The organism is Streptomyces sp. NPDC088400 (assembly GCF_044753355.1).
Taxonomy (GTDB): domain Bacteria; phylum Actinomycetota; class Actinomycetes; order Streptomycetales; family Streptomycetaceae; genus Streptomyces.
This window is the reverse complement of the sequence record NZ_JBIVMZ010000008.1, coordinates 350133-375536: the sequence shown is the minus strand read 5'-3', so window position 1 is coordinate 375536 and position 25404 is coordinate 350133. Positions and strand designations below refer to the sequence as shown.

Here is a 25404-nt window from a genome sequence, read left to right as displayed (position 1 = left end):
GTGATGTTTGTCATGGGCCCCAGCACCCCGATCCCGCCGGATGCGTGGCGTGAAGCGGCATATGACGCTGTCCCGTCGCTCCCGCGCCATTCCGTTGGGGCCGCCGCTACCGCTATGGTCCCCGTTTGGTGAGGCGTCGATCGTCGTTTCACCGTGCCCTCGGGGGGAGGGAAGGAAACCCAGACCGATGGCCGTACCCGTACCCGTACCGCGGCAGCGCACAGGCTCAACAGTGGAGAAACACCCCGCCGCGGCGACCGCCACGGGCGGCGACCTCATGCTCCTGGTGATCGACGACGACCCGGCGGGCACCTTCACCGTTCCGGAACTCCCGGAGGGGGCGGGCACGCGCGTCCGCATCCGTACCGCCCGGAACCTCACCGAGGCCGAGCGGCTGCTCACCGACGACATCCACTGCATCCTCGTGGATCTCGCCCTGCCGAGGACGCCGGGTATGACACCGGCGCCGGGCACACCGGGGGCGGACGACAGCGACGAGCTGGCCCCGCTGAAGCATGTGCTGCGGCTCGCGCCGCGCCATGCCGTACTGGCGCTGGCGGCGGAGGGCGACAGCGAGCGTGGGGCGGCGGCCGTACGGGTCGGCGCCCAGGACTACCTCTTCCGCGACGAACTGGACGGGCGGCTGCTGAGCCGTGCCATCCGGTACGCCGTCGAGCGCAAGCGCGCGGACATGGCCCAGCGCCAGCTGACCGAGTCCCGGCTGCGTGCCCAGGAGAACGCCCGGCTGGAGCGCGGTCTGCTGCCCACGCCGCTGCTCCAGGGCTCGGACCTGCGCTTCGCCGCCCGCTACCGGCCCGGCCGCTCGCGGGCGCTGCTGGGCGGGGATTTCTACGACACGGTCCGTACGCCGGACGGCACGGTCCACGCGATGATCGGCGACGTCTGCGGCCACGGCCCCGACGAGGCCGCGCTCGGGGTGGAGCTGCGCATCGCCTGGCGGGCACTGACGCTGGCGGGGCTCTGCGGCGATCAGCTGCTCTCCACGCTCCAGCAGGTGCTGGAGCACGAGCGGGAGAGCGAGGAGATCTTCGCGACGCTCTGCACGGTGGACATCGCACCGGACGGGCGGCGGGCCGGGCTCTGCCTGGCGGGCCACCCCTCGCCGCTGGTCACCCACCGGGGGCGGGCGACGCAGCTGCTCCCGAACGAGGAGGGCGGCCCGGCCCTGGGGCTGCTGCCGCGCGCCCGCTGGCCGCGCCGGCAGGTCGAGCTGGGCGGGGCGTGGAATCTGATGATGTACACCGACGGCCTGATCGAGGGCCGGGTCGGACCGGGCGCCAAGCAGCGGCTGGGCCAGGAGGGCATGGTCGAGATGATCAACAGCCAGCTGGCGCGGGGGCTGGCGGGCGACGACCTGCTGGAGGCGGCGGTCGCCCAGGCGCAGGAGCTGAACGGCGGGGAGCTGACCGACGACGTGGCGGTGCTGCTCCTGGGGCGTGGCGCGGGGTGAGGTCTGAGGCCTCTGACGCGTCTGGTGCCTCTGCCGCCTTCGCTGCCCTTCGTCGCGCGTGGCGAAGGGCGGAGGCCCTGGCTCCGCCCGGCTCCGGGCCCCTGGCCCTGGTGAGGCGCTCCCGGCTTCCCTCGGTTCAGGCTCAGCGTCCGCCGTTGTACGGCCCGTAGGGACCGTCGCTGCTGGAACCGCCCCGGCTGCTGCCGCCCCCGCCACCGCCGGAGATCTGCTTGACGGCGGGCCGTACGTCGACCATGAAGACGATCGTGGCGACGAGCCCGGCGATCTGCAGGAACAGCATCGGCACGAGGAGGTTCACGGCGACCGTGATCCCCAGAATGATCAACCAGAACTTCTTGGTCTGCTTGTCGGCCGCCGGATAGGCGTCCCCACGGGTCGTCGCGGAGATGAACAGCGCGACGACGGCGAGGACGAGCATGGCCATGTTGAGCAGCCAGAGGAACGAGCTGAATCCCGAGAGCAACATGCGGAGCACCGCCTAATAAGTGGATGAAACGCCTCGCGAACTGACCGCCAAGGTACCTGGACAACGGGCCGGGCACCTCTGAGGTGCCCGGCCCGTCGCCTTTCATGCCGTAGCTGCCGCCGTTACTTGGCGGTGGACGGCGGGGTGGCCTTCTTCGCCGTCGTCTTACGGGGAGTGGCCTTCTTCGCGGTGGCGGTCTTCGCCTCCGTCTTGGCCTCCGGCTTCGGTGTCGCCTTGGCCTCGGCCGGCCCGGCCTTCGCCTCGCCCGGCTTGGTCTCCGGCTTGGCCTTCGTCTCGGTCTCGGGCTCGACGGCGACCGCGATCTCGGTGATCTCGTCCGCGGCCTCGCCGCGCCACGACCGCACGGTCTGCTCGCCGCGCTCGGCGACCTTCTCGTACGTCTCACGGGCCTTGACCGCGTACTCCGCCGCCACGCCCACACTCCGCAGCGCCAGGTCCTGGGCGGACTCGCCCAGCTTCCTGAGGTCGGTGTCCAGCGTCCCGAACACCTCGGTGACCTTGGCCTGCACGGTCGCCTGGGCCTCCTTGGCCTGGACGGTGACCTTGTCCTGGACGGCCTTGGGGTCCGAGTTCCGTACGGCCTCGATACGGCCCGGGGCCTCGGCCCGCAGCTGGTCGATCAGGCCGGGCACCTTCCGCGCCTGCTCGACCGCGAGGTCGGCGGTACCGGCCGCGAAGTAGAGGGGCTTCGGGTCGGTGAGGGTCTTGCGCAGGTCATCAGTGATGGCCATGACTGTGGTCCTCCCGGATCAGAGTGAGGTCAGTGTGAGGGTGGGGTGGCAGCACTTCCGTCGCCACTTCCGTCGGCCGTGCGGGGGCCGTCGGCGGAGGTGTCCCCGGAATCCCCGGCCGCGCCGGCGTCCGCACCGGCCGCCCGGTCCGCGGTCTCCGTGGCTTCCTTGCTCTCCGTACCTTCGGAACCTTCGGAGCGTCCGTCTTCAGGGCGTCCGCCCCCGGAGCGCTCCGTGTCGTCCGTGCCTTTCGTACTCTCCGGGGCGAGCGCGTTCTCCTTGCGGAACGACTCGTAGATCTGGAGCAGTACTTGCTTCTGCCGCTCGTTTATCGAGGGGTCGGCGAGGATGACGGCACGCGTCTCCAGCTCCTCCCGCTCCCGCTCGTCGAGCATCCCGGCCTGCACGTACAGCGTCTCCGCGGAGATCCGCAGTGCCTTGGCCAGCTGCTGAAGGATGTCGGCACTGGGCTTGCGCAGACCTCGTTCGATCTGGCTCAGGTACGGATTGGACACCCCGGCGGCATCGGCGAGCTGCCGCAGTGACAGCTGCGCGTTGCGCCGCTGCTCGCGGAGGTACTCACCGAGATTGCCGACGTTGAGTGATGCCATGACGCCCATGCTGCGCCACCCCGCTAACTTTTGCAAGCGCCTGCTTGCAAAAGTGTTCCGTGCCACGCGGGGTGCGGTACAGACCCTAGGCTGGGACATGAGGCTGCACGGTGGGAGAAGTCGTGGATGTCGATCTGCGCAAGACGCGCTACTTCGTGGTGGTGGCCGAGGAGTTGCACTTCGGCCGGGCCGCCGAGCGGCTGCACATCACGCAACCGGTGCTGTCCCGGCAGATCCGCGCGCTGGAGCGGGAGCTGCGCGCGGAGCTGTTCACCAGGAACAAACAGACCACCGAGCTGACGGCCGCCGGCCGTCAACTGCTGGAGGACGCCCGCCCTCTGCTGGCCACCGCGCAGGCGCTGTGCCGCCGGGTCCAGCAGGCCGCCCACGGATCGTCGGCGTTCACGGTCGGCTTCATGCCCGGGATCACCGTGACCGGAGCGGTGCGCGCCTTCTCCGCCAGGCATCCCGAGCTGAGTGTGCGGGTGGTGCGCACTTCCTGGGGCGACCAGGTCCAAGGGGTGCACGAGGGCCTTCTCGACGTGAGCTTCGTACGGCTGCCCGTCGACCACCGCGACCTGGAGCTGCGCCCGCTCTTCCGGGAGCCGCGCGTCGTCGTACTGCCGGCGGACCACCGGCTGGCGGGCAAGGAGTCCCTCGTCATCGCGGATCTGGCGCCCGAGCGGCTGCTGCAGGACCCCGACGCCGTCCCCGAGTGGCGTGACCTCCCCGAGCGGTCCGGCGGCGAGGGCGACGGGCCGCGGCCCTCGTTCGCCACCGTCGAGGAGAAGCTGGAACACGTCGCGACGTCCGGGGGCGTCCTCGTCCTGCCGCTGTCCACCGCGGTCTATTACACGCATACGGATGTCGCGCATGTGCCCATCGACGACATCGGCCCCAACGAGGTCTGCCTTGCCTGGAGCGCCGGCCGCCGCTCACCGCTGCTCCCGGAGTTCGCCGACATCGCCGCCGGCCAGTACTGATGCCCTGGGGGCATCAGTACTGACGGAAGAGGTCTTGGACGGCGGCCGTGGCACGGAGCCAGGGTGGAAGAGCGGCGGAACTTCCCGCCGCCGTCGACAAGGACCGTGAGAGCGATGCAGATCTTCATCACAGGTGGCTCCGGCTACATCGGCCGTTCCACCATCCGGGCACTGACCGGGCACGGCATCGGCGTGACGGCGCTGGCGCGCAGCGAGCGCTCGGCGCGCACCGTGTCGGACCTGGGTGCCACCCCGGTCGCGGGGGCGCTCACCGACACCGATGTCCTCCAGAAGGCGGCCCGCGAGGCCGACGGGGTCATCCACCTCGGGGCGGACAACGCCGAGGGCGCCGCGGACATCGACCGCGCGGCGTCGGAGGCGCTGCAGGACGGCGTGGGAAGCGGCCCCTACGTGCACACGGGCGGGGTGTGGGTGTACGGCGACACCGACGGGGTCGTCGACGAGGACGCCCCGCTGAGCCCGCCGCGCATCACCGCTTGGCGGCAGGAGAACGAGAAGCGGGTACTCGCCCGCGCCGCCACCGGAGAGCACCCGGTGGTGGTGATGCCAGGGCTGGTCTACGGCCGCTCCGGCGGACTGACGCAGACGTTCTTCGTCGAGCCGGGACGCACCGCGGGCGCCGTGCCCCGCATCGGGGCCGGCTCCAACCACTGGGCACTGGTCCATGTGGACGACATCGCCGAGCTGTACGTCCTGGCCCTGAACGCCCCGGCCGGTTCCGTCTACGCGGGGGCCGGCGGCCAGAACCTTCCGCTGACCGACATCACCCGGGCCCTCAGCCACGCCGCCGGATGCCCGGACAAGATCGACTCGCTGACCCTTGAGGAGGCCGTGCGGCGGATGGGCCCGATCGCCGAGGCATTCGCGCTCGACCAGCAGTTCAGCGGCGCCCGGGCGCGCCGCGAGCTCGGCTGGACGCCCACCCGTCTCGACGCCCTGACCGAACTCGCGCAGGGCTGACGTCAGCGCGGCCGTTCTCACGGCGGTGTGCCGGCCATGACATGGCGGGCACACCGCCACGACCGGTCTCGTCGCGACCGTTCTCGACCCTGTGGTCACGCGATGCGGTCATGCGATGCGGTCACGCGATGTGGTCACGCGCTGGGACGGCCGAGGTGTCGGGCGAAGGCCGGCAGGCCACCCCCGCTCAGCTCGCCAAAGTGCCCTGGTGAAAGTACATGCGCCAGCCCGTTTCCGTCATACGCCACAGGGAGCTCCGCCATACTCGGCGCCCCCGGTGGTCGGCGAAGTACGTCAAGTGGACGATGCCCGGGGCGAGTACGGCCCCTGACATCTCGCTGACCCTGACCGGAGACTCGGGGTCCACTGAACCGGCACTTGTCACGCTGAGAATCGACGTCGCGTCCCAGCGCCTGCCGGACGCACCGATCTCGGTGAACTCGGGGTCGAGGAGCCGCGAGACCAGGACCGGCGAAGCGCGCACGTCAGGGTCGAGAAGCCGCAACTCCGCCTCAACAGCCTCCTGAACGGCCCGCTTGCTCTCGTCCGCCATGCACGAACCCTACGGACGCTCCCCCACCCCGGCACAGCGAATAGTTGACGCGGCGCGGGGAGCGACCGGCCGTGCCATGACTTCTCGTCAACTGGACATCGATGAAGCCGGTAAACCGATTGCCGGACGGCCGCCGGCGTTGTTAAGCATGCGCGTGCGTGGTGCGTTGCCGCGGCGAGTTGCGATGGGGATGGGGCATGAGGGGCATGGGGGGGCTTTGATGCGAGCTGAGTACGCGGTACGCGCTGTGCGGGAATCCGATCTTCCGGCGGTCACCGGCATGGTGAGCGCTGCCGAGCGGTCGCACGACCCCGAGGCGGGCGCCCGGACCGAGGACGAGTTCCGGCGTGAGTGGGCGCGGATGGACCTCGCCCGGGACGCATGGGTCGTGACCGGGCCGCACGACGGGATCCACGGGTACGCGCAGGTGATCCCCGCGCCGCACGAGGGCCGCGTCTTCGCCGACGCGTACACGCACCCGGAACATGTCGGGGCGGGCATCGGAACGGCGCTCCTCGACCGTATGGAAGCCCGCGCCACCGTGATGGCGGCCGGCATCGCCTCGGATGACGAACCCACGCGCGTCGCCCTGGTGAACTATGTCCTGCTCGGCGGTGCGGCCGACCGGATGCTTCGCGCCCGGGGGTACGGCATGACGCGCGTCCACAAGCGTATGCGGATGGCTCTCGACGGGCCGCCGGCAGCGCCGGTGTGGCCCGCTGAGGTCAACGTGCGTGCGTGCGACGGGACTCGGGAGGATCTGCGGCGGGTGCACGCGTGTGTCGAAGAGGCCTTCGCCGACCGCTGGGGCCGCGCGCGCCGCTCGTACGACCGGTGGGCCGAGGACATGATGTACGAGGGGTTCGACCCGGCGCTCTGGCTCGTGGCTGAACGCGCCGGGCGGATCGTCGGCGCCTCCTTGTGCCGCGCCCGCCAGGTCAAAGGTCTGGCGGCCGGTGAGATCGGCCAGTTGGGCGTTCGCCGCGAAGCCCGTCGGCTCGGGCTCGGCCGGGCGCTGCTGCTGGCCAGCTTCGCGCTCTTCGCCGAACGGGGTGCCGCCTCCGTAGGACTTGACGTCGACAGCGAGAGCCCGACCGGCGCGAATCTCCTCTACGAGCAGGCCGGTATGGCTACGACAGTGGCCATCGGGCAGTTGGAGCTCGAGTTGCGCGCGGGCGTCGATCCCCTCGATCGCGTCAAGACGGACCAGCCGGCGTACGGCGGGTAGCCGGGGGCGCGGGTGGGCCCGGATTCGGCGCGGCCGGGCCCGGATTCACAGGGCCCAGGCCGAGCACCACCGCCCGCGCCCCGGTTCCGCCCGTTCGCCGCGCCCGGAGTCAGGCCGAGTACTGGTGGGCCGGGTAGGTCAGGTAGCCCGCGTCACCGCCCTGGTAGTACGAGGCCTCATCGACGGGGGCGATCGGGAGTCGGCCGCGCAGCCGCTCGACCAGGTCGGGGTTGGAGATGAAAGCGCGGCCGAAGCTGACGAGCTCGGCACCCAGTGCGAGCCAGTGGTCGGCGTCGTCCCGGCCGGTCTGCTTGGGCCCCATCGGAACCGAGGGGTTGATGACGAGGGTGCCCGGCCATGCCCGGCGCAGGGTGAGGAGGGCCTCTTCGCCGACGGTGGCTTCGAGGTGTACGTAGGCCACCTCAAGGCGGGCCAGTTCGGTCAGCAGCGCGGTGTAGAGCTCGACGGTGTCGGACTCCTCGATTCCCCAGAACGTTCCGCCCGGTGAAAACCGGATGCTGGTCCTGGCGGCGCCGACGGCATCGACGGTGGCGGCGACGGCCTCGACGGCGAAGCGGATCCGGTTGGCGACCGGGCCTCCGTAGCGGTCCGTGCGCAGGTTGGCGTTGGACGAGAGGAACTGCGAGATCAAATAGCCGTTGGCGCCGTGCAGTTCCACGCCGTCGAAGCCCGCGTCGACGGCGCGGCCGGCGGCCCGGGCGTAGGACTGCGCGTGCTCGGCCACCTCGGCGGTGTCCAGCGCGCGCGGCGTCGGGAAGGGCTGGGGTCCGGTCGGGGTGAACGCGTCGCCGACGGCGGGGACGGCCGAGGGCCCGACCGGCCGCATGCCGGTGGTGTCGGGATGCGAGACCCGGCCGCCGTGCATGATCTGGGCGAAGATCCGTCCGCCGTTGGCGTGGACGGCATCGGTCACCGGACGCCACGACTCGACCTGCTCGTCGGTGTGCAGACCCGGCGTACCCGCGTTGGACTGCCCGATCACGCTCGGCTGCACGCCCTCGCTGACGATCAGTCCGGCCGTGGCCCGCTGGGCGTAGTAGGTCGCCATCGACGGTGTCGCCAGACCGCCGGCGGCGGCCCGGACCCGGGTCATCGGCGCCATGACCACCCGGTTGGGCAGGGTCAGGCCGCCGAGCTGGTAGCTGGTGAAAAGGGTCGTCATGTCAGGGGTCCTTCGTGGTCCGCGGCGCCCGCGCCTCGGGCACGTCGACTACGCTAAAACCTCACACTGACGTCAGAGGCAAGCTGTTGTGACGCGGGACACAGCCGGGAGGGCATCGTGCGGATCGGGGAACTCGCGTCACGGGCCGGAGTCAGCGTCCGGTCCGTGCGCTACTACGAGGAGCAGGGCCTCCTCACCAGCACCCGCAGCGCCAGCGGGCAGCGGCACTACACGGAGGCCAAGGTCGAGCGGGTCGCGTTCATCCAGCGGCTGTACTCCGCGGGCCTGTCCAGCCGCACCATCACCGAGCTGCTGCCCTGCGTCGACGATCCCAGCGAGGAGAACTCCGACTCCGCGCTGGAACGGATGGCGCTGGAACGCGAGCGGCTCTCCGCCCACATCGCCGGCCTCATGCGGACCAGGGACACACTCGACGAGCTGATGGCCGTGGCCCGGGCGTACCGCGAACAGCTGGGGACGGCCGCGGCCGGCCAACTGGCAAGCGCCGCATGCCGCCACCCGTCGGCCGTCCCGTCGGGCGGGCCGTCCGGTGAGCATCAGCCGGGTGCGTCCGTGGGGTCGGCGGGAACATGAGGGAGGCCTGTGAGGCGGCGGGCTTCGGCCGTGACCTCGGCATCGATCTGCGCCGCCGTCCTGTCGCCGTATTCGAGGGTGTCGTACTCGTCGTCAAGCGCGGCCAGCTCTTCCGTCAGGGCGAGTTCGTATCCGTGGCGCCGGTGAATCCGGCGGGTGAACTCCCGAGGTGACAGCTCGCCGGTGAGCACGCGCGGTGCGAGCGCTCGTACTGCGGCCTCCGCGCCGGCCTCGCTGTCGACCGGATAGAAGGTGAGGCCGAGCTCGTCGAGTGCGTCGGGGAGCAATTCGTGCACGTCGTAGTCCGCCTCGGCACGTGTGCAGGCCGCCAGGGCGCGAAGCCCGGGGCTGTCGAGCCCGGCGGCGAGCGCATCACAGGCCGCCATGACGACGTCGTATGCGCGCACGTCTCCCATGCTCCAGAGGGCGGCGTGGTCCTGTAGAACACGTGCTGCTGCTTCGGTCGACGTCACCGGCCCATGATTCCTTTCACAGCGCGTCCCGGTCGAGCTGATTTCGTCGAAGTCGCTGTCCAGCCGCTTGTTTCAGCAAGGCTTGCGCGGAGTCCGCGTAGCGCGTCGCGGTCTTGTCGTCGAGCCCGAGCACCTCGGTGAGGTGGAGCGGGTCGGGGGCCGCGGGTGAGTACTTCTCCGAGTTGCCGGTCGACGCGGAGTTTCTCCAGGGTGGCGCCCTGCCCGCCCGTTGCGGAGCTCGGCCTCGGCAAGGGAGGGGCGGCCGGGCGAAGGTCTCCTCGATTATGGCTGCGCTGTTATATTAGCGCTGTGACATCTTCCGATCCCACGGCACTGCCTGATCCCTGGCAGTCGCTGCACCAGCTGCTGGCCGCCATGGACGCCGAGATCGAACAGGTCTACGTCGAGCGTGGCATCAAGGGGGTACGGCCACGGTTCGCCTATCCGCTGATCCGGCTCGCCCACACCGGGCCGCTGACCATCCGCGAGCTCGCCGAGTCCCTGAACCGCTCGCACTCCGCGATCAGTCAGACCATCGCCGCCATGCGCAAGGAGGATCTGGTCACCTCAGAGCCGGGGCCCGACGCCCGCACCCGGCGGATCGATCTGACCGAGCGCGGCCGGTCGCTGGTGCCGTTCCTGGAGGCCGAGTGGCGCGCCACCCATACGACTGTCGCCGAACTGGACGGCGAAATCCCGCACGCGCTGACCACCGTCGTCGAGGAGCTGCGGCGGGCGCTGGAGCAGCGCTCGATGCGGCAGCGGATCCTTCACCATCTCGTCGAACCACCGCGATGAGCGGGCGGGTCCGGTTCCTCGACGCGCGCTGCGACCGCCACTGGTTAGGCATGCCGGTCACAGCCGCCTCGTAGGCAATCAGAAGCCGACCCCCGCGATCAGAAGCCGGCCGGGCCGGAACAACTCACCCCAGTCCGGGGCCGGCGGGGGCACAACTGCTGCCGGGACTCGGGACCTTCAGCTCCGTGAGGTAGTTGTCCACGGCATCGCGTGTGCAGTCACTGCGGCCGTAGACGCTGTGCCCCGCGCCCTCGTACGGCAGCAGGACGGTCGTCCCGCGCGTCTGACGGTGCACATTGGTCGCCCACGAGTAGTGGTTCGCCGGGTCGTGCATCGAATGAAGCATGAGGATCTTGGGGGCCTCGGTGATGCGCAGACGGTGCTGCGGGTTGTTCACCTCGTCCGGCCAGCCGACGCAGCCGGCCACCGCGGCGTGCACCCGCGGTGAGCCGCGCATGTGCGGTGCGGCCCGTAGTTCGGCTTCGGTCAGACGCGCGTAATCCCGGTAGTCCTTCGGCCGGATTCGCCAGTCCTGGCAGAAAACAGCGTGGAACGGGTTCGCTTGCGTCTGCTGCTCCGTTCCCTGCGATGCCGGGGGTTCAGCATGCCGAGGCTGCTGAGGTTGCTCGGGCTGCCGCCGTTCCTTCGGTTCCTGCGCGTCGAGTCCCGCTGTATACGTGGCCAGCTCGTCCCAGTCCGGGCCGTAGAAGAACTGCCGGAAGGCGGCAAACGCGATGGCGTTCGCGGTGAGAACCTGGTCCGGGTTCTCGGGATCGCGTATCTCCCCGCGATCCGCCCTGGCGAGCAGGTCGTCCCATACGGCGGTGACGTCCCGGCCGTGCAGTGCGCAGGAGGTGGTGGCCTCACACCACTTCACGAACTGGTGGAACGAGTCCTCCGCGGAGGCCGCCGAGGAGACTATGAAGTCGCGGGTGCCGAGGCTGTGGTCGATGTTCGCGGTGAGGGCCATGGTCCGGATCCGGTCGCCGTACCGCTCCGCGTACTGCTCGCCGATCAACGTGCCGTAGGAGTGACCGAAATAGTTGATCTTCTTCTCGCCCAGCGCCCCGCGGAGCGCGTCCATGTCCCTGACGACACTCAAGGTGTCGGCGTGGTCGAAGATCGGTCCGCTGTGACGTCGGCAGTCCTGTCGTAACGCTCTGTTGAACGTGGCGAGTTCATCGAACTCCGCCTGATTGCGCGGGTACACCGAAGGCTGTTGGGCCAGCAGCTCCTTCGAGCACTTCACCGGCCGGCTGCCTCCGACCCCCCGTGGGTCGAACCCGACGATGTCGAACTTCTCCTGGACCTCCGCGCTGAACAGGGTCGGGGCATCTTTCACGGCATAGTCCACCCCCGAGGCGCCCGGTCCACCCGGGTTGACCAGCAGCACGCCGATCCGGCGATCCGGATCGGTCGCCTTGCGACGGCCTACCGCCAGATAGAACTTCTCACCCGACGGGCGCGCCCAGTCGACGGGCAGGCGCAGGGTCCCGCATTCCGCTGTGGCGTCCCGGGGGCATGGTTTCCAGTCGATGGCATCCTGCGCCGTCGGGCTTCTGCCGCCGGGAAGGCGGGCATCCGCCGCCTCCACGCCCGGCGTCGTCGCCCCGACGAGTAATCCAGCGGTGAGCACTCCGGTGAGCGCCTTGAAAAGAAGTCGCATGAGGTCCCTCCCGAGGGTTTTACGAGATCACGGGGGCTGTCTCCCGGGTCGAGCGTTGCAGTGATCCACCCGGCGTCACAACCGAACAAGACGGAAATCAGGGCAGGCACAGGGGCGTGATCAGGGGTGTCCTCGGGAGGGGTGCCTCGGGGGCCCGGCGTGCCTCAGGGAGGTGCCTTAGGGAGGTGCCTTAGGGGGTGCCATCCGGACTTGTGCCCCGTCCGACCCGAGGCCAGATCATCATCGTTCCCCGGGGCCGGTCGGAGCCTCGCCGACCGGACTTGGCACAGCACCGACGCGCACTCTCGGCGGCGGGTACGTTCCTGTCAGCGGATCAGGCGGCGGGTCTTCAGCACCACGCGGGCGATTCGGGCCAGGGTGAAGGGCAGCGCCAGCAGGTAGGCCGCCCATACGTGACCGTCGTTCAGCCAGTACCGGAACGCCACGATGCCGACTACGGCGCCGAACGCCGCGATCACGATGTCCGCCACCTTGCTGCGCCACCACGGCGGGCGCCGCCGGGGCTCGTACTCGGCGAGGTTCTTGGCGTACTGGTCGAGCGGGCCGAACTCCTCGGTGGGTGTGGTGGCCGCGATGGCGAGGTGGTCGCCCGCCTCTCCGGCCAGTGCGCGGGCCCGCTCGGGCGGCAGGTCGTAACGGCCGATCAGAACACCGGTGAGGCGGTGCAGCCACTCGTCGACATCGACGGGGTCGTTCGCGGACACGGACGGGCGCCGGGGCTTGCTCTTCCTGAGCTGGAAGGCGAGCACACCCACGGCCACCGCGGCGACCGCGAACACCGGGACGGTGGCGAGGCGGGTGCGGGGCAGTTCGGTGAACGCGACGGCGGCGAGCAGGACGAGGAGTGCGACGAGGCCGAAGGCCCACCCGGCCAGCTGCGGACGCCCGGCGGACCGTAGGGCGTCAGGCAGGCTGTAGAGCGTTACCAGGCATATCCCCACCAGTACCGATCCGGTGAGCGAGGCCGGCGTCACGGTGAAGCTGAAGGTCCAGGTCAACAGGCAGTACAGGAGCGCGCCGACGAGCGTCACCAAGATCACGGCGAACGGTGCCCCGGAGAGGTAGGCGCCGGGTGTCATGCCCTGGGTGTCCTGTTTCCGTACCGCGTCGGGTTGCTCCGCGACGGTCGTGTCCGCGAACTCGGCGGGGGAGCCGAACAGTTCCTCGGCGCTCTGCCCGGACTCCGCGCAGCGCGCCTTGACGTCGGCGAGGAGTGGATCCGCGGTGTGGTGGTCAACTCCCTGTTTGGCCAGGGCGATTCGGGCGGTGAGTTCCCACGTCTCGGTCTGCTGGTCTGTCATGGCCGTTCCTCTCCGGATGCGCTCAGGAGCCGGTCGAGTTTCGCTGTGAATTCCTGCCACCGGGCGCGGTCGGTGCTCAGTTTGGCCCGGCCTGTTTCGGTCAGTGCGTACACCTTTCGTCCGGGGCCGCCCTCGCCGGCCTGCCAGAAGGAGCGGACGGCGTCCTCGGCCTCCAGTCGGCCGAGCACGGGATAGAGGGACCCGCCGCGGATCGGGCCGAACTCGTACTCGCCCAGGCGCTGGGCCAGCGCGTAGCCGTGCCGGTCGCCTTCGGTGAGCACGGCCAGGATGGCGATTTCGAGGGTCGCTCGGACCCAGCCGCCGGCCGCGTCCGCCTTGGGGGTTGCCTGCGGACTCATGCGGCTCCCCTTCTCGTAGTAATGGCGATGTAGTGGTGATAGCGATCTAGTAGTGGAATGCACTAGTTCTATCTCAGACTAGTCGCGCCGGCAAGGTTGTTCCGTGTTGCGGCGGCGTGGGGGCACGTCTGAGGCGGTACGGGTGCAGGGGGTACGGGGCGTGGGCCGGGCGGCCGGGAGAGAGGGGCGCCGGAGGGGAGGTCACCGATCGGGACCGGCGCGGGGTGGCCGAGCGAAGGCGTACGGAGCTGCCAAGTGAAGGCGCACGGAGCTGCTGAGCGAAGGCGTACGGAGCTGCCAAGTGAAGGTGTACGGAGCTGTGGTGCCCCGCCGCATTCGCCGTCGCCGCCATCTGTGGTTCAGGCGGGTGCGTGTGCTTGAGGCAGATATGTGTGGTTCAGAGGGCGCGTGTGGTTCAGATGGACGCGTGTGGTTGAGGCAGACACGTGCGGTTCAGGCGAACACGTGGCTTCCGGCGGACACCGCCGGCCTCTCCCGGCTGACCGTGTCGAGCAGCAGCCTCGCCGCCACCGTCGCCCCGTCGGTGCGGATCGGCCGGCCAGGGGGCCCTCGCTCGTACGCGGGGCTCGGGTGCCAGGGCCGTCCTGAGCGTCGATCAGGGCCGGTTCGGCCGCCGCGGCGACCGTGTCGAACTGCGTGGCGACCTCTCGACACGGCGCCGGTGCAGGTCAGCCGCCGACGGCGGGGTCGCCCCGTGCGTCATCGGGCGCACCGGTTCGCCGATCGGAATCAGCGGCACGCCGACACCGGCCGGCAGCCCGTGAACTCCTTGTCCGGCGGCGCGCACACCCGCACTCCCACACCGAGCGGAGTGGAGTGGAGCCGAGCCGAGTCGAGTGGCGCCGAGCCGAGTGGAGTGGAGTGGAGTGGAGTGGACGCCGCCGTCCCGTTGGCGGCATCACTCCATCCTCCGTGCGGACTTGACGAGTCAGACCACCGGAACCGGAACCGGGTAGGTCGGGTACTCCACCCCGGACACGTGCTGGACGACGCGGATGACCTGGCAGGAGTAGCCGAACTCGTTGTCGTACCAGAGGTAGAGGATCGCGTCGTCGCCCTCGACCTTGGTGGCTCCGGCGTCGACGATCGAGGCGTGACGCGAACCGATGAAGTCGCTGGAGACCGCGTCGGGGGCGCTGGTGAAGTCGATCTGGCGCCTGAGCGGCGAGGTCAGCGACACGTTGCGGAGGTGGTCGAGGACCTCCTCGCGGGTGGTCTCGCGCCCGAGCCGCAGACTGAGGATCGCGATCGAGACGTCCGGCACCGGGACGCGGATCGAGCTGCCGGTGATCCTCGCGTTGAGGTCGGGCAGCGCCTTGGCGACGGCTGAGGCGGCGCCGGTCTCGGTGATGACCATGTTGAGCGCGGCCGAACGGCCACGGCGGTCGGAACCGTGGTAATTGTCCAGCAGGTTCTGGTCGTTGGTGAACGAGTGGACGGTCTCCACGTGGCCGCGCAGGACGCCGTACTCGTCCGCCATCGCCTTCAGCGGCGGCACGATCGCGTTGGTGGTGCAGGACGCGCAGGACAGGATCCGCTCGTCCTGCTCGATCGTGTCGTGGTTGACGCCGTGCACGATGTTGGGGACGTCGCCCTTGCCCGGCGCGGTCAGGACGACCTTGGCGATCCCGGGGCGGAGGTGCTTCGACAGGCCCGCGCGGTCGCGCCACTTGCCGGTGTTGTCGATGAGGATGGCGTCCTTGATGCCGTACGCCGTGTAGTCCACCGACGTCGGGTCGTCGGAGTAGATCACCTTGATCTCGTTGCCGTTGGCGATGATCGTGCTGTTCGCCTCGTCGACGGTGATCGTGCCCTGGAACTGGCCGTGGATGGAGTCCCGGCGCAGCAGCGAGGCGCGCTTGACGATGTCCTGGCCGGCGCCCTTGCGGACCACGATGGCGCGCAGCCGCAGGCCGTTGCCGGAGCCGGCCTTCTCGATGAGCAGACGGGCGAGGAGGCGGCCGATGCGGCCGAACCCGTAGAGGACGACATCGCGCCCGTCGCGGCGCTCGGTCTTGTTGGCACCCGTGGCGCCGACGACGGCCTCGGCGGTGAAGTCTTCCACCGAGAGGCCGTGGTCGTCGGACCGGTACGTCGCGGCGAGCATGCCGATGTCGATCTGGGAAGGGCCGAGATCGAGTGTGGTGAGGGCCCGCAGGAAGGGCAGCGTCTCGGTGACCGAGAGTTCCTCACCGGCGATCTGCCGGGCGAATCGGTGAGTCTTGAGAATGCTCACCACCGACTTGTTCACCAAGGAACGGCTGTGCAACAGGATCGTTACGTCCTTTTCGCGGTGCAGCCTCCCGATTATGGGGATCATCGATTCCGCGATCTCTTCGCGGTTCTTCCAGTTGGTGAATGAATCCTCGTTGACAGTCACAGGCTTCTCTTTCGAGCTAGGCGGCGCTCATATGCTAACCCTCCCGCCATTTTGATCGATCAGACGGTGCCACCTGGGCGACCAGGGCGACCTGGGGCCACCTGCGGCCACCTGGGCGGGATGCCGTGATCGGGCCCGGCCCCGAGGGCGGGGTGCGGGCGGCTCTCCCGTAGGGGGCCGGTGCGCGCCCCGTACGGGATCCGGTAGACATCCCCGTACGGGAGCCGTGCACGCCCCTACGGGATCCGTTACATGCCCGTACGGGTCACTCGGGAGTCCGGCGCAGCACAAGGGTGACGAAGCCGAAGCTGTCGCGATAGCCGTGCAGCCATTGCGAGCGGTGGGTGGCGGCAGCGGCGAGAACCTCGGCGCTGTCGGGGTCCTCGGGGTGGTCCAGCGCCCACGTCGCCAGGGATCCCGTATAGCACCACTCGAAGTCGTCGAGCTCCTGACGTGTGCTGATGTGCCCGAAGACAGGGGTCCAGCCGTGGGCGACGACGCGGTCCATGGTGGTCGCCAGGTCCTCGTACTCGCCCAGCATCTCGCGGGCGGCGGCGCTGGGCTCGCACTCCCAATAGGCATCGCCGACCAGGACACGGCCGCCGGGAGCGAGGTGTTTGTGGGCGGCGTCGAGGGTGGGCAGGAGACCGCCGAAGGCGTGGGTGGCACCGACGCTGAGCACTGCGTCGAAGGGGCGGGTAGAGGTGAACTCCGTGGCGTTCCGATGGTGAAGTACGAGTCGTTGCCCGACACCCAGACCGGCCGCCTCCTTACGGGCCTTGGCCAGGCTCTGGGCCGAGTTGTCGACACCCTCGGCGGTGACATCCGGATGAGCGGCCAGGGTTCGTAGGAGCCAAGCCGCCTCACCGCAACCGAGATCGAGTATGCGTTCATCGCCCCGGTTCAGGGTCCGATGCAGCAGCCGGCGTACCGACTCGTCGTCAAGAGGACTGTTGATGGGGTGATCGGTGTGTGCCAGCCGAGAGATCTTTTCGCGGTCCATGGCGCGCAGCCTGACAGCGCCGGATACTCATTGCATTTCCTTTGCGGCGGCGGCCGAGTCCTCCCGGCACGCCGAGCAGGATGGATCGGGGTGTCTTTTCCCGCGCCTGCACCCGCACCCACACCTGCACTCGCATCCGCGTCGGCCGAGCCCACGTGTGCGTCAGCCGTGACTGGTGCCGATCACGCGGAATCGGTTGCCCTCGGGGTCTCCCAACACACGGAACCAGACGTTCTGGAGTGTCTGCATGGTGGCATCGGTCCTGGTCAAACCCTGTAGCGGGGAACCGTCCGTCCCTACAGGGGGGTACGACCAGCACAATGAACCCGCTGACGGTCGATCATGCGACGAGGGTAGAGGGCCGAAGCGTTGCCCGGACCGGTCACCGGTCACCGGTCAGCGAGGACGACGACAAGCCCACCTGACCCAATCGGTAGAGGCGCGTGGTACTGGCCCGGCAACGGATATCGGCCGCGAAGACAGACGGGTTACTAGGGACCATGCTCCGTACCTCCTTCCTGATGTGCTCCTTCACCCAACGGCGTGCCTTCTTGGCGAGGACGTACCAGACGAGTTCGGACGCGTGCAGAACGAGCAAGAGGGCGGAGACCGTGACGGCCGGACTCGAACCGACTGCCTGACCCCAAGTTGAACGAACGGACCATCAGACACTACAGGCGAGCACGGACACCGCCGATCTAGACCGCCGTGGCCGGCTCGTCCTGGTGGGGAAGGGGCGCGGTGTGTAGGTGTGCACTCTGCCCCGAGTAGGTGCGGACGGTTCGCGCGCTGAAATCGGGCGGTAGAGGCGGTTCGATCCCGCCCACCCCGCTCTATCGACTGGTCCACCACGCGGCGCCCGTTCCGGTAGCCGTGGTGACCAACGTAATCAGCCACACGGGAACGCGCTGAATGATCAAGTGCACGTCGCCGCAGCGGAGTTCGAACATCGGCCCCACGATCACCGCTGCGGCGATCCGCTTATGGCTCCGACCATGATCGGCCGCACAGAACCTAGGGTCTTTCGTTTGGATCAGGCCGGATCAGGGAGCGGGGTCTGGTGCCGTGGATCGCAAGGCGGAGGAGTGAGGCGACGCGGAGCGTCGTGGAGTGACGACAACGCGGCGAGGCGCGGTGCCAGGGCACGCGAGCCCGGCAAGATCCAAACGAGAGGCCCTAGGAGTGCACTGCTTCCCGCACCATGGCGGCGAAGTCGTGGTAGGGCTCGGGGTCGTCACCGTCACCGGGCCACCACTCGTACGCGGTCCACTCGCCGTTTTCCGCGATGCTGTCGGCGTGCAGCAGCCAGTAGCAGCCGCTGCCGCCGTCGTCGTCGCCGATCAGCAGGCACCGCTTGAGCATGCCGAGTTGGTCCATGAAGAAGTCGCTGTCCGACCACGCTTCGATGAGGTCGGCGTTCAGGTCGGCGAACCAGCCGATGTCCCCGACCTGGAACAGGTCGACGGACCCGATGTCCTCCCAGCCGTCACTGACTTGGAGGAAGTTTCGGTACGAGAGAGGAAGCCTCATCCCGAGCCGCCCCTCGGTGGCCACGATCGCTTCCTCGCCCGCAGGTTCGGCGCCGGCCCACCCGGCCTCCAGCCGCTCCCTGCTGATGACCTGACGTTGGTCCTCGATGGCCTCACGGACCTTGTCCGAGTTGATGTGCCTGGCGTTGAAGCCGCTGAGGAACGCGCGCCATTCCGCGACCGTCAGGGGTGAAGGGGGCGTCATTCCAGAACTCCGATGATGAGTACGGTGGGTCTCGGACAGCCTCACACGATCCACTGACAATCGAAGCGTGTGCTGACTCTGCGGCGACCTGGCCCTTGAAACAGCTGCTCGGGACGCGACGCGGCCTCGGCGGATCCTGCGGCAGGTACGGCTGGCTTGCAGCGATCCCCCTTCGCGCAACGGCGCGGGCCGTAGGCAGACGAACTGCACCGAAGCCCGATGATGGCGACGCGGATATCTGGACTGAGGCACAGCGCTATAGAGTCCCCGTGCTCATCTCCCTTGACCGGGGTGGCGGGTGCGGGGTTGTCTTTGCTTCCTTATCGGCAACGATCTAAAAATATCCCTGACAATTCCAACTAGCCAGGAGGGCGCGTCGCGTTCGATAATTCGAAGAGTGGCGTCAAGCCGAGCTTGGCTGCGAGCGGAGGTGACCACCTCCAGGATCGCAACAAGGCGCATGATTGTCGTTTCGCATTCTCGCCATGCTCCGACCTCTGCGAATGCCGACAATTCTGCTACTGCATAATAGAACGCGCCGCGTCCGCCGGGAACAACGAGCTCATTTGTTCGTTGAAGATGTGGAATTGCCGCAGCGCTCTCCCCCAAAGAAATCAGCACCTCAGCGTGGTGTCCAACCACTTCCATTTCATCAACCCACCACGTCCAATCGGGGTCACGAACGGTGATGGAATCTTGCAGTGCGCTCTTTGCTCTTTCGACCTCCGTGAGGCTACGCGCTCGATCTCCTGTTTGTGCCAACGCGCGTGATCTTCTTACTCGCGCAATCAATGCAATTCGGCGAGGAAGCCTCGGCGTGGCCAAGAGGCTATCCGCAATTCGCAGTGCTTCTCCGGGTCTCCCGTCTTGGACATCTTGCATCGCTAGTAGATCCATTGCGAACCACTGCATAGGTCGATCGCCCGCATGACGCGCGAGCATTTGCGATTCTATGAAAGCTTGCCGGGCTTCGGTTTTCCGATTCGCATCAAAGAGAATCCATCCCGCAGCTTCTGCCACCTCCGAAACTGCGGCGAGGTAGCCCTTATCTGGATCAATATTGCGATCCAATTTGCGCTGTTCAGTCTTCCAGACCTGGACTGCGGCAGAAGCGACTTGGTCGCCACCATATCTATTATCGTGATCCAGGAGGTGTGAAATCGCAGACCGTGCACGGGTGGTGTCATCGGCCTCTGGCTCGGGTTTCTTCAAAAGCGCAGCGAAATCGCCGCCCGTTTTTAGTAACTCGTCCAGCCCTTGGGCCAATTGAGGAGACGGCTGCTGTTTTCCGTTGAGTACGCGGGATAGGTACGAGACATCGTAATGAAGTGCTCTCGCAGCAGCACGCATGCTGGTTCCTTGCGCTGCCAATGCTTCCCGTACACGGGTGCCGAAACCATCCATGCTTGATCCTCGGAAGGTGCTGACTACTGACTGTCCAGAGTAGTCAACACTGGTCAACTGCCCCACAGCTAAGTCGCTTCGTTCTCCTTGATGACGTAAGCCCCGGCGACGTCCAACCGCCCCCGGGACCGGCCAACGCTGATGAGGAGCATCAACGTGTCGGATGCTATCCACGCAAACGAGAACAGGGGTTCGCCACCTGGCTATCACCGGCCACGGGCGAGCGACGCCGACGAACTGCACGCGCTCGTACGTGCCGGCGGGTTCTACGGGCTCGCCCCGGGCTGGGTGCCCCGTGGGGGCTACGCCGCGCCAACGCGAGGGCTTCTCCGGAGAGTTGCGCTGCGGCTCTTGGCGGAGTCCGTGCCGAGGGAGGGTGAGCGGTGGTGGTGAACCACGACTTACCGGAAGGCGGCGACGTTCCGATGGTGTCGACTACCAAATTGCCCACGTGTGCTTGTCCGTTGGGGGAGAACTGCCCCGAACGGCCGGATCACGTCACGGGCGACGGCGAGCCCGAGCATTCGCGCGCGGACGACCGGTCCCACAGCCCGACCATAGAACGCGCGCCCCTCGTTGGAGGAGGAAAACCGTCGGGCCAGGGGTGATTGGTGGTGAGCGAGCCGGAATGCGCGCGGTGCGCGGAGTTGACGGCCAAGAAGAAAGCAGCCGAGGAGTCAGGAGATCTCACGGCAGTCACCGACTGCGTGGGGCTACTCCGTAGACATCCACAACACGGACGCCTGGCCGTGTCGGGGCCCCTCGATGCCCATTGGGCGTGGTGGTGACGCCGAGGAAAGACGACCCGTACGCGGGCACGCCGTACGAAGGCAGCCCGGATGGGTGGTGGACGGAGTACGGCGGAGGGCTGGACGTACGTTCCGGAGTGGTTTGCATCCCGTCGGGGGCCGGTCTGCCGCACCCGCCACCCCCGCTGCACTGTCGAGAATGCCGTGGAAAGGAGCGCTGTCAGGAATGAGTGTGCGGAAAACCGGACTGGCCTTGTTCGCTGCGGGAGTCACGATCCTGATCTGCCTGGTGGCACTCGTCTTTCTGGGCGTCGGCCTCGCCGTCATCGGCCCATCATGAGCCGCCCGTACCGGTCCCGTAATCGATCGGCGGGTACGGCACCGGTACGGGCTTCCCTCGGGAGAGCCCCCACTCTCCCGGAACGGCCCCGCCTGTCTGTCGCCCCGTAACAGGCGGGCGGGGCTATTCGCCGCCCTCGCTGCTGTAGCCGCCGGGCGGTAGGTGTCCGGCTGTGCGTGCCCGCGCTGGTGCCAGTCCGGCGGTACGTTCACGCGTGCCCGACCGTGATCTACGGACCGCAGGGGCTCAGTTGACCCGGCTTCCTCCCTCTTGCGCTCCCTCTCACGCCAACTCCTCGGGCAGCGGGCGGCCGTGCACGATGTCCAGGCGGGACACCGCGCGCGTGAGGGCCACGTACAGCCGGTGCGGGCCCCGGGCCTCCGCCTCCGCGATGGCCGCCGGTTCGGCCAGGACGACATGGTCGTACTCCAGGCCCTTCGCCGCCGTCGCGGGCAGTACGGTCACCCTTGCCGCCGTCGTGCCGAGTTCGTCCGCCGTCGAGGTGGCGATGCCGGCCGCATCGAGCGCCGTACGGAGACGGTCCGCCTCGCCTCCGTCCGCGATGACGCCGATCGAACCCTCGTGGGTGAGTGCCTCCCGTACCGCCTCGGTCACTCCCGATGTCAGATCCGATACCTGACGGATCGTCAAGTGACCGTCCCCGCACAGGGAACGGGCCGGTGGTACGTCCACGTCCAGCGAGGCGAGCAGCCGGTTGGCGAGGTCCACGACCGCGCCCGGGACCCGGAAGCCGGTGGTCAGGGGGATCACGGCCGCGTCCGGTCTGCCCAGGTGGGCCAGGAGTTGGGGCCAGGAGCGGGCGGCCCAGGGGGTGGTGCCCTGGGCCAGGTCGCCCAGTACCGTCAGCGAACCGAAGGCGGCGCGGCGGGCGATCGCGCGGCTCTCCATGGGGGAGAGGTCCTGCGCCTCGTCGATGACGATGTGGCCGTAGCCCTCGGGGTGTTCGATCAGGCCCGCGAGTTCGTCGAGCAGTACGAGGTCGGCCGCCGACCACGGGAGTGACCTGATCGCGCGCGCGGACAGCGGTCCGGTGGCGTCGCCGCGCCGGGGCCGGGGCCGGCGGATCGCGTGCTGTTCCCTGAGGGTGAGGATGCCGTCGGACGCGGGACCGGGGTCGGCGAGCAGAGCCGCCAGCACCTCCTCGGGGCGCACCTTGGGCCAGGTCGTGTCGAGATACGCGGTGACCGCCCGCGACCGGCCGACCCGTTGCGCCCAGGCCGCCGACTGCGGCCCGGCACGCCGTTCCGCCTGGAGCTGGACGGCTCGTACGGCGCGGCTGCGGATCCGTTCCCGGCCGGTGGCGTACGGGGGCGCCTCCGCCCGTACCTCGTCCACGATCCGGGCCAACTCGTCCAGTCCCAGGCGCCAGCGGTACGAGCCGTCCGGCACCGTGAGCGGCTCGGCGGGCGCCGCGACCCGTCCGTACAGCGCGCGGTGCAGCACCTCGGCCATCCGGGCATCGTGCTTGACGACCGCCGCCGCCCCGGTGTCCGCGTCGGTCGTCGTCCGTACGTGGGGACGCGCGATCTCGTCCGCGACCGTCGACTGGCGGATGCCGATCTCCCCCAGGGCGGGCAGCACCTCCGAGATGTAGGAGAGGAACGTGCGGTTGGGGCCGAGGATCAGCAGGCCGCCGCGCCGGATCCGCTGCGGGTAGGTGTAGAGGAGATAGGCGGCGCGGTGCAGGCCGACGGCGGTCTTGCCGGTGCCGGGGGCGCCCTGGACGCAGACGGAGGTGGAGAGGGGGGAGCGTACGAGAGCGTCCTGTTCGGGCTGGATGGTGGCGGCGATGTCACGCATCGGGCCGACGCGGGGGCGTTCGATCTCGCCGGTGAGGATCGCGCTTCCGGCGGTCGGCGGCGCCCCTCCCGCGCCCAGGGGCTCGTCCTCCAGGCTGGTCAGATCCTCCGGTGCGCCCTTGCTCCACGGCGCCCAGCCGAACCGGCGGCGGACGGCGACACCCTGCGGATCGCGCGCGCTCGCCCGGTAGAAGGCGCGCGAGACGGGTGCCCGCCAGTCGACCACGAGGGGTGGGGCGGAGGGGTGTTCGCTGATGCGGCGGCGGCCGATGTGGTAGCTCTGGCCCGCGTGATCGCTCGTGTAGTCGCGGTCGGCGCCTTGATCGCCTGCGTGGTCGCTCGTGTGGTCGCGGTCGGCGCATTGGTCGCCCGCGTGGTCGCCTGCATGGTCGCCTGTGGAATCCCCCGGGCCGTGATTCCCGTCGGCGCCGTCCGCCGTGGCGGCGAAGTCGAGGCGGCCGAAGAACAGCGGACCGTCGGGCTCCAGCCGCAACTCCTTGGCGTAGCTGCGCAGATGGCGGCCGAGGACCTCGGCGTCCGCACCCGACGCGAAGGCGTTCTGGCCGGTGACGACCTGTTCGTGCGCACCGTCCACCATGCCGGCCAGCGCGGCGCGGCAGGTCTGGTGGTAGGCGCGTTCACTGTCGAGTTCGCCGTCCAGTGCGTGGCCGAGTACGTGGTCGCGGTCGCTGTTGGGTTCGTCGGCGAGGTCAGGGTCGGGTGCCGTCATTCCGTCGAGAATAACGTAACCGAGTTAAAAACTTTACCGAGTATCACCAGAAGGTGAGTCCGGTGCGCAGCCGCTCGAACGCCAGCTCCGCCGCCGCCACCGCGTCGGCGCGCACCTGTCCCGCCGTCTCGCCCGCCTCGATCCGCCGCCAGTTCTCCTGGGCGAGGACGCGCTGTACGGCGATGATCTGCCCGGCGCCCAGCGCGCCCTCGATCCCGCCCCCGAGGGCCCCGGCCAGCGCCTCCTCGGAGCGCCGCTGGTACCCGTACAGCCGGGCGACCAGGCTCGGTGTCCCGTACAGCAGCCGGTGGTACGCGAGCACCTCGGCGTGGTCGTTGAGCCCGGTCACCGGGTCGAGCCGGTCGAGCCCGGCGAGGAAGTGGCGGCGCAGGGCGTCGAGCGGCCGTACACCGTCGGGCCGCCCCGACACCACCCGGGCCGCTTCGTCCTCGTGGTCGGCGAAACGGTGCAGTACGAGATCCTCCTTGGCCGGGAAGTACCGGAAGAGGGTCGGCTTGGAGATCTCGGCGGCGGCGGCGACCTCCGCGACGGAGACGCTGCCGAAGCCCTTGGCGAGGAAGAGCGTGATCGCGGCGTCGGAAATGGCCTGGTGGCGCCGGCGCTTCTTGCGTTCGCGCAGGCCGAGGTGCTGTTCGCCGGGGTTCTGTCCGTCGCGGTTCTGTCCGTTGCGGTTCTGTTCGTCGTGGTTCTGTTCGTCGTGGTTCGTGTGATCGTCGCCGCTCATGGGCAGGGAGCCTACGCAGCGCCTGACCTCGGTCGAACCCGCCCGACGCTCAACCTGGTGACCGCTCGGCGGCTACAGGCTCGTGCCGCCGGCGTTGGCGTCGCCGCCGCCCCGTTTCCGTACCAGCGCCTCCACCCCGTCCAGCAGGCAGTTCAGGCCGAAGGTGAAGTCGGTGTCCGGCCCGTCCGCCTGGGCGACGATCCCCGACTCCAGCATCCTGGCGACCGACGGATAGCGGCCCGGATCGGCGAGCCGCTGAAGAGTGCGGGCGTAGCCGGCCATGACCTCGTCGGCGGTGGAGCCGCTCGCGGTGACGGCGGAGTCCAGGTCCGCCATCAGTGTCGCCTCGCTCCGTACGAAGCCGTTGACCAGCAGGATCACCGAGATTCTGGCGCCGTCGTCCAGCCCGGTGCCGTCCAGGGCCACCATGCCGCGCTCCCACCACGCCACCGAGTTGGGTGTGGCGGGCGGGCCCGAGATCGGAATGCGCAGCACCCACAGGTTCCGCTGGAACATCTCGCGCTGTGCCCACGCCCATGCGGTCAGCGCCTCGCGCCAGTCGGCGCCGGGCTCCGGCGGGGCGGGCGGTTCGCCGATGGCCTCCTCCTGCATCAGGACGTACAGCTCGTCCTTGGCGGCCACGTACCGGTACAGCGACATCGTGGAGACGCCCAGCTCCTTGGCGACCCGCCCCATGGAGACGGCGCCGAGCCCTTCGGTCGCGGCGACGGTGATCGCCGCGGCCACGATGCGCGACACACCGATGCCGGGCTTGGGGCCCTTGGCCGGGCGTTCGCGCAGGCCCCAGGCGGCCTCGATGCTGGCGGGCAGCCCCGTACCGCCGGTGTTGTCGGTCATCGCCGCTGCCCCTCTCCGTCTGGTGTCGCCATGGGTGTCCGTCCCCGTCACTGGCCCGTCACTGGCCCCGTCCCTGTCACGGGGTTCGCCGTACCGCTCGGCTCGCCGTTCGCCGTACCGCTTGACGCCCATCCTAGTAATGCGTAACCCTTACACAGT

At 69.1% G+C, this 25404-nt stretch carries 21 protein-coding genes and 1 pseudogene; 6 read left to right on the top strand and 16 right to left on the bottom strand.

Going from position 1 to position 25404, the window contains the following annotated elements; translation table 11 throughout:
• Positions 1-187: 187 nt before the first annotated feature.
• Positions 188-1471, top strand: coding sequence for a PP2C family protein-serine/threonine phosphatase (locus ACIQD6_RS22315; protein ID WP_401884877.1), 1284 nt, complete (start codon positions 188-190; stop codon positions 1469-1471).
• Between the two features lie 142 nt (positions 1472-1613).
• Here ACIQD6_RS22315 and ACIQD6_RS22310 read toward each other — a convergent pair whose 3' ends face one another.
• From ACIQD6_RS22310 to ACIQD6_RS22300, 3 genes are all read right to left on the bottom strand, one after another.
• Positions 1614-1958 carry a DUF2516 family protein gene (locus ACIQD6_RS22310; protein ID WP_401884876.1) on the bottom strand — a complete coding sequence of 115 codons (345 nt, stop codon included), beginning with the start codon at positions 1956-1958 and terminating at the stop codon, positions 1614-1616.
• A 122-nt stretch (positions 1959-2080) separates the two neighbouring features.
• The gene (locus tag ACIQD6_RS22305) at positions 2081-2710 is read right to left on the bottom strand and encodes a hypothetical protein (RefSeq protein ID WP_401884875.1); all 630 of its coding nucleotides are present in this window, start codon (positions 2708-2710) and stop codon (positions 2081-2083) included.
• 29 nt (positions 2711-2739) lie between these two features.
• Positions 2740-3321, bottom strand: a complete 582-nt coding sequence (locus tag ACIQD6_RS22300) for a helix-turn-helix domain-containing protein (protein WP_401884873.1) — start codon at positions 3319-3321, stop codon at positions 2740-2742.
• Positions 3322-3431: 110 nt separating this feature from the next.
• Between ACIQD6_RS22300 and ACIQD6_RS22295 the strand changes: the two genes are divergently transcribed.
• Both ACIQD6_RS22295 and ACIQD6_RS22290 read left to right on the top strand, forming a co-directional pair.
• Entirely contained in the window at positions 3432-4304 is an 873-nt protein-coding gene (locus tag ACIQD6_RS22295; protein ID WP_401884872.1) for a LysR family transcriptional regulator, read from the top strand.
• Positions 4305-4418: 114 nt separating this feature from the next.
• Complete coding sequence (locus ACIQD6_RS22290; RefSeq protein WP_401884870.1) at positions 4419-5285, top strand: NAD-dependent epimerase/dehydratase family protein; 867 nt, start codon at positions 4419-4421, stop codon at positions 5283-5285.
• 187 nt (positions 5286-5472) lie between these two features.
• Here the strand turns inward: ACIQD6_RS22290 and ACIQD6_RS22285 are convergent, their stop codons facing one another.
• Positions 5473-5838 carry a DUF4440 domain-containing protein gene (locus tag ACIQD6_RS22285; protein WP_401884868.1) on the bottom strand — a complete coding sequence of 122 codons (366 nt, stop codon included), beginning with the start codon at positions 5836-5838 and terminating at the stop codon, positions 5473-5475.
• A gap of 220 nt (positions 5839-6058) precedes the next feature.
• Between ACIQD6_RS22285 and ACIQD6_RS22280 the strand changes: the two genes are divergently transcribed.
• Positions 6059-7066, top strand: coding sequence for a GNAT family N-acetyltransferase (locus tag ACIQD6_RS22280; protein WP_401884867.1), 1008 nt, complete (start codon positions 6059-6061; stop codon positions 7064-7066).
• Positions 7067-7175: 109 nt separating this feature from the next.
• On the opposite strand, the gene ACIQD6_RS22275 is transcribed toward ACIQD6_RS22280, so the two are convergent.
• A complete protein-coding gene (locus ACIQD6_RS22275; protein ID WP_401884866.1) occupies positions 7176-8249 on the bottom strand; it encodes an alkene reductase in 1074 nt (357 codons plus the stop codon).
• 117 nt (positions 8250-8366) lie between these two features.
• On the opposite strand from ACIQD6_RS22275, the pseudogene ACIQD6_RS22270 reads away from it, so the two are divergent.
• Positions 8367-8732 (top strand): annotated as a pseudogene (locus ACIQD6_RS22270) (MerR family transcriptional regulator); the annotation flags it as partial.
• Positions 8733-8806: 74 nt separating this feature from the next.
• On the opposite strand, the gene ACIQD6_RS22265 reads toward ACIQD6_RS22270, so the two are convergent.
• Positions 8807-9259 carry a hypothetical protein gene (locus ACIQD6_RS22265; RefSeq protein WP_401884864.1) on the bottom strand — a complete coding sequence of 151 codons (453 nt, stop codon included), beginning with the start codon at positions 9257-9259 and terminating at the stop codon, positions 8807-8809.
• Between the two features lie 366 nt (positions 9260-9625).
• Here ACIQD6_RS22265 and ACIQD6_RS22260 point away from each other — a divergent pair, with 366 nt between their 5' ends.
• Complete coding sequence (locus ACIQD6_RS22260) at positions 9626-10114, top strand: MarR family winged helix-turn-helix transcriptional regulator (RefSeq protein ID WP_401884862.1); 489 nt, start codon at positions 9626-9628, stop codon at positions 10112-10114.
• A 124-nt stretch (positions 10115-10238) separates the two neighbouring features.
• Here the strand turns inward: ACIQD6_RS22260 and ACIQD6_RS22255 are convergent, their stop codons facing one another.
• The 10 genes from ACIQD6_RS22255 to ACIQD6_RS22210 form a co-directional block, all read right to left on the bottom strand.
• Positions 10239-11780: an alpha/beta fold hydrolase gene (locus tag ACIQD6_RS22255; protein ID WP_401884860.1), complete on the bottom strand. Its 1542-nt coding sequence runs from the start codon at positions 11778-11780 to the stop codon at positions 10239-10241.
• A gap of 326 nt (positions 11781-12106) precedes the next feature.
• The gene (locus ACIQD6_RS22250; protein WP_401884859.1) at positions 12107-13102 is read right to left on the bottom strand and encodes a hypothetical protein; all 996 of its coding nucleotides are present in this window, start codon (positions 13100-13102) and stop codon (positions 12107-12109) included.
• On the bottom strand, positions 13099-13461 hold the full coding sequence (locus tag ACIQD6_RS22245) for a PadR family transcriptional regulator (RefSeq protein WP_401884857.1): 363 nt from the start codon (positions 13459-13461) through the stop codon (positions 13099-13101). Before ACIQD6_RS22245 ends, ACIQD6_RS22250 begins: the two co-directional genes overlap by 4 nt.
• A 949-nt stretch (positions 13462-14410) precedes the next feature.
• Entirely contained in the window at positions 14411-15862 is a 1452-nt protein-coding gene (locus ACIQD6_RS22240; protein WP_401884855.1) for a glyceraldehyde-3-phosphate dehydrogenase, read from the bottom strand.
• A gap of 265 nt (positions 15863-16127) precedes the next feature.
• Positions 16128-16865, bottom strand: a complete 738-nt coding sequence (locus ACIQD6_RS22235) for an SAM-dependent methyltransferase (RefSeq protein ID WP_401884854.1) — start codon at positions 16863-16865, stop codon at positions 16128-16130.
• A gap of 1176 nt (positions 16866-18041) precedes the next feature.
• Positions 18042-18599: an SMI1/KNR4 family protein gene (locus ACIQD6_RS22230; RefSeq protein ID WP_401884853.1), complete on the bottom strand. Its 558-nt coding sequence runs from the start codon at positions 18597-18599 to the stop codon at positions 18042-18044.
• 273 nt (positions 18600-18872) lie between these two features.
• Positions 18873-20003 carry a helix-turn-helix domain-containing protein gene (locus ACIQD6_RS22225; RefSeq protein WP_401884852.1) on the bottom strand — a complete coding sequence of 377 codons (1131 nt, stop codon included), beginning with the start codon at positions 20001-20003 and terminating at the stop codon, positions 18873-18875.
• Positions 20004-21374: 1371 nt separating this feature from the next.
• The gene (locus ACIQD6_RS22220) at positions 21375-23642 is read right to left on the bottom strand and encodes a HelD family protein (protein WP_401884850.1); all 2268 of its coding nucleotides are present in this window, start codon (positions 23640-23642) and stop codon (positions 21375-21377) included.
• A gap of 43 nt (positions 23643-23685) precedes the next feature.
• On the bottom strand, positions 23686-24387 hold the full coding sequence (locus tag ACIQD6_RS22215; RefSeq protein WP_401884849.1) for a TetR/AcrR family transcriptional regulator: 702 nt from the start codon (positions 24385-24387) through the stop codon (positions 23686-23688).
• 72 nt (positions 24388-24459) lie between these two features.
• Positions 24460-25245 (bottom strand): TetR/AcrR family transcriptional regulator, encoded by a 786-nt coding sequence (locus ACIQD6_RS22210; protein ID WP_401884848.1) that lies wholly within the window; start codon positions 25243-25245, stop codon positions 24460-24462.
• Positions 25246-25404: the final 159 nt, after the last annotated feature.

Bases quoted from the DNA above. Each gene is read 5' to 3' on its own strand.
- ACIQD6_RS22210 (WP_401884848.1), bottom strand. From the start codon at position 25,245: ATGACCGACAACACCGGCGGTACGGGGCTGCCCGCCAGCATCGAGGCC.
- ACIQD6_RS22280 (WP_401884867.1), top strand. From the start codon at position 6,059: ATGCGAGCTGAGTACGCGGTACGCGCTGTGCGGGAATCCGATCTTCCG.
- ACIQD6_RS22235 (WP_401884854.1), bottom strand. From the start codon at position 16,865: ATGGACCGCGAAAAGATCTCTCGGCTGGCACACACCGATCACCCCATC.
- ACIQD6_RS22275 (WP_401884866.1), bottom strand. From the start codon at position 8,249: ATGACGACCCTTTTCACCAGCTACCAGCTCGGCGGCCTGACCCTGCCC.
- ACIQD6_RS22265 (WP_401884864.1), bottom strand. From the start codon at position 9,259: ATGGGAGACGTGCGCGCATACGACGTCGTCATGGCGGCCTGTGATGCG.
- ACIQD6_RS22250 (WP_401884859.1), bottom strand. From the start codon at position 13,102: ATGACAGACCAGCAGACCGAGACGTGGGAACTCACCGCCCGAATCGCC.
- ACIQD6_RS22225 (WP_401884852.1), bottom strand. From the start codon at position 20,003: ATGGATGGTTTCGGCACCCGTGTACGGGAAGCATTGGCAGCGCAAGGA.
- ACIQD6_RS22310 (WP_401884876.1), bottom strand. From the start codon at position 1,958: ATGTTGCTCTCGGGATTCAGCTCGTTCCTCTGGCTGCTCAACATGGCC.
- ACIQD6_RS22285 (WP_401884868.1), bottom strand. From the start codon at position 5,838: ATGGCGGACGAGAGCAAGCGGGCCGTTCAGGAGGCTGTTGAGGCGGAG.
- ACIQD6_RS22255 (WP_401884860.1), bottom strand. From the start codon at position 11,780: ATGCGACTTCTTTTCAAGGCGCTCACCGGAGTGCTCACCGCTGGATTA.
- ACIQD6_RS22245 (WP_401884857.1), bottom strand. From the start codon at position 13,461: ATGAGTCCGCAGGCAACCCCCAAGGCGGACGCGGCCGGCGGCTGGGTC.
- ACIQD6_RS22290 (WP_401884870.1), top strand. From the start codon at position 4,419: ATGCAGATCTTCATCACAGGTGGCTCCGGCTACATCGGCCGTTCCACC.
- ACIQD6_RS22215 (WP_401884849.1), bottom strand. From the start codon at position 24,387: ATGAGCGGCGACGATCACACGAACCACGACGAACAGAACCACGACGAA.
- ACIQD6_RS22315 (WP_401884877.1), top strand. From the start codon at position 188: ATGGCCGTACCCGTACCCGTACCGCGGCAGCGCACAGGCTCAACAGTG.
- ACIQD6_RS22220 (WP_401884850.1), bottom strand. From the start codon at position 23,642: ATGACGGCACCCGACCCTGACCTCGCCGACGAACCCAACAGCGACCGC.
- ACIQD6_RS22230 (WP_401884853.1), bottom strand. From the start codon at position 18,599: ATGACGCCCCCTTCACCCCTGACGGTCGCGGAATGGCGCGCGTTCCTC.
- ACIQD6_RS22305 (WP_401884875.1), bottom strand. From the start codon at position 2,710: ATGGCCATCACTGATGACCTGCGCAAGACCCTCACCGACCCGAAGCCC.
- ACIQD6_RS22300 (WP_401884873.1), bottom strand. From the start codon at position 3,321: ATGGCATCACTCAACGTCGGCAATCTCGGTGAGTACCTCCGCGAGCAG.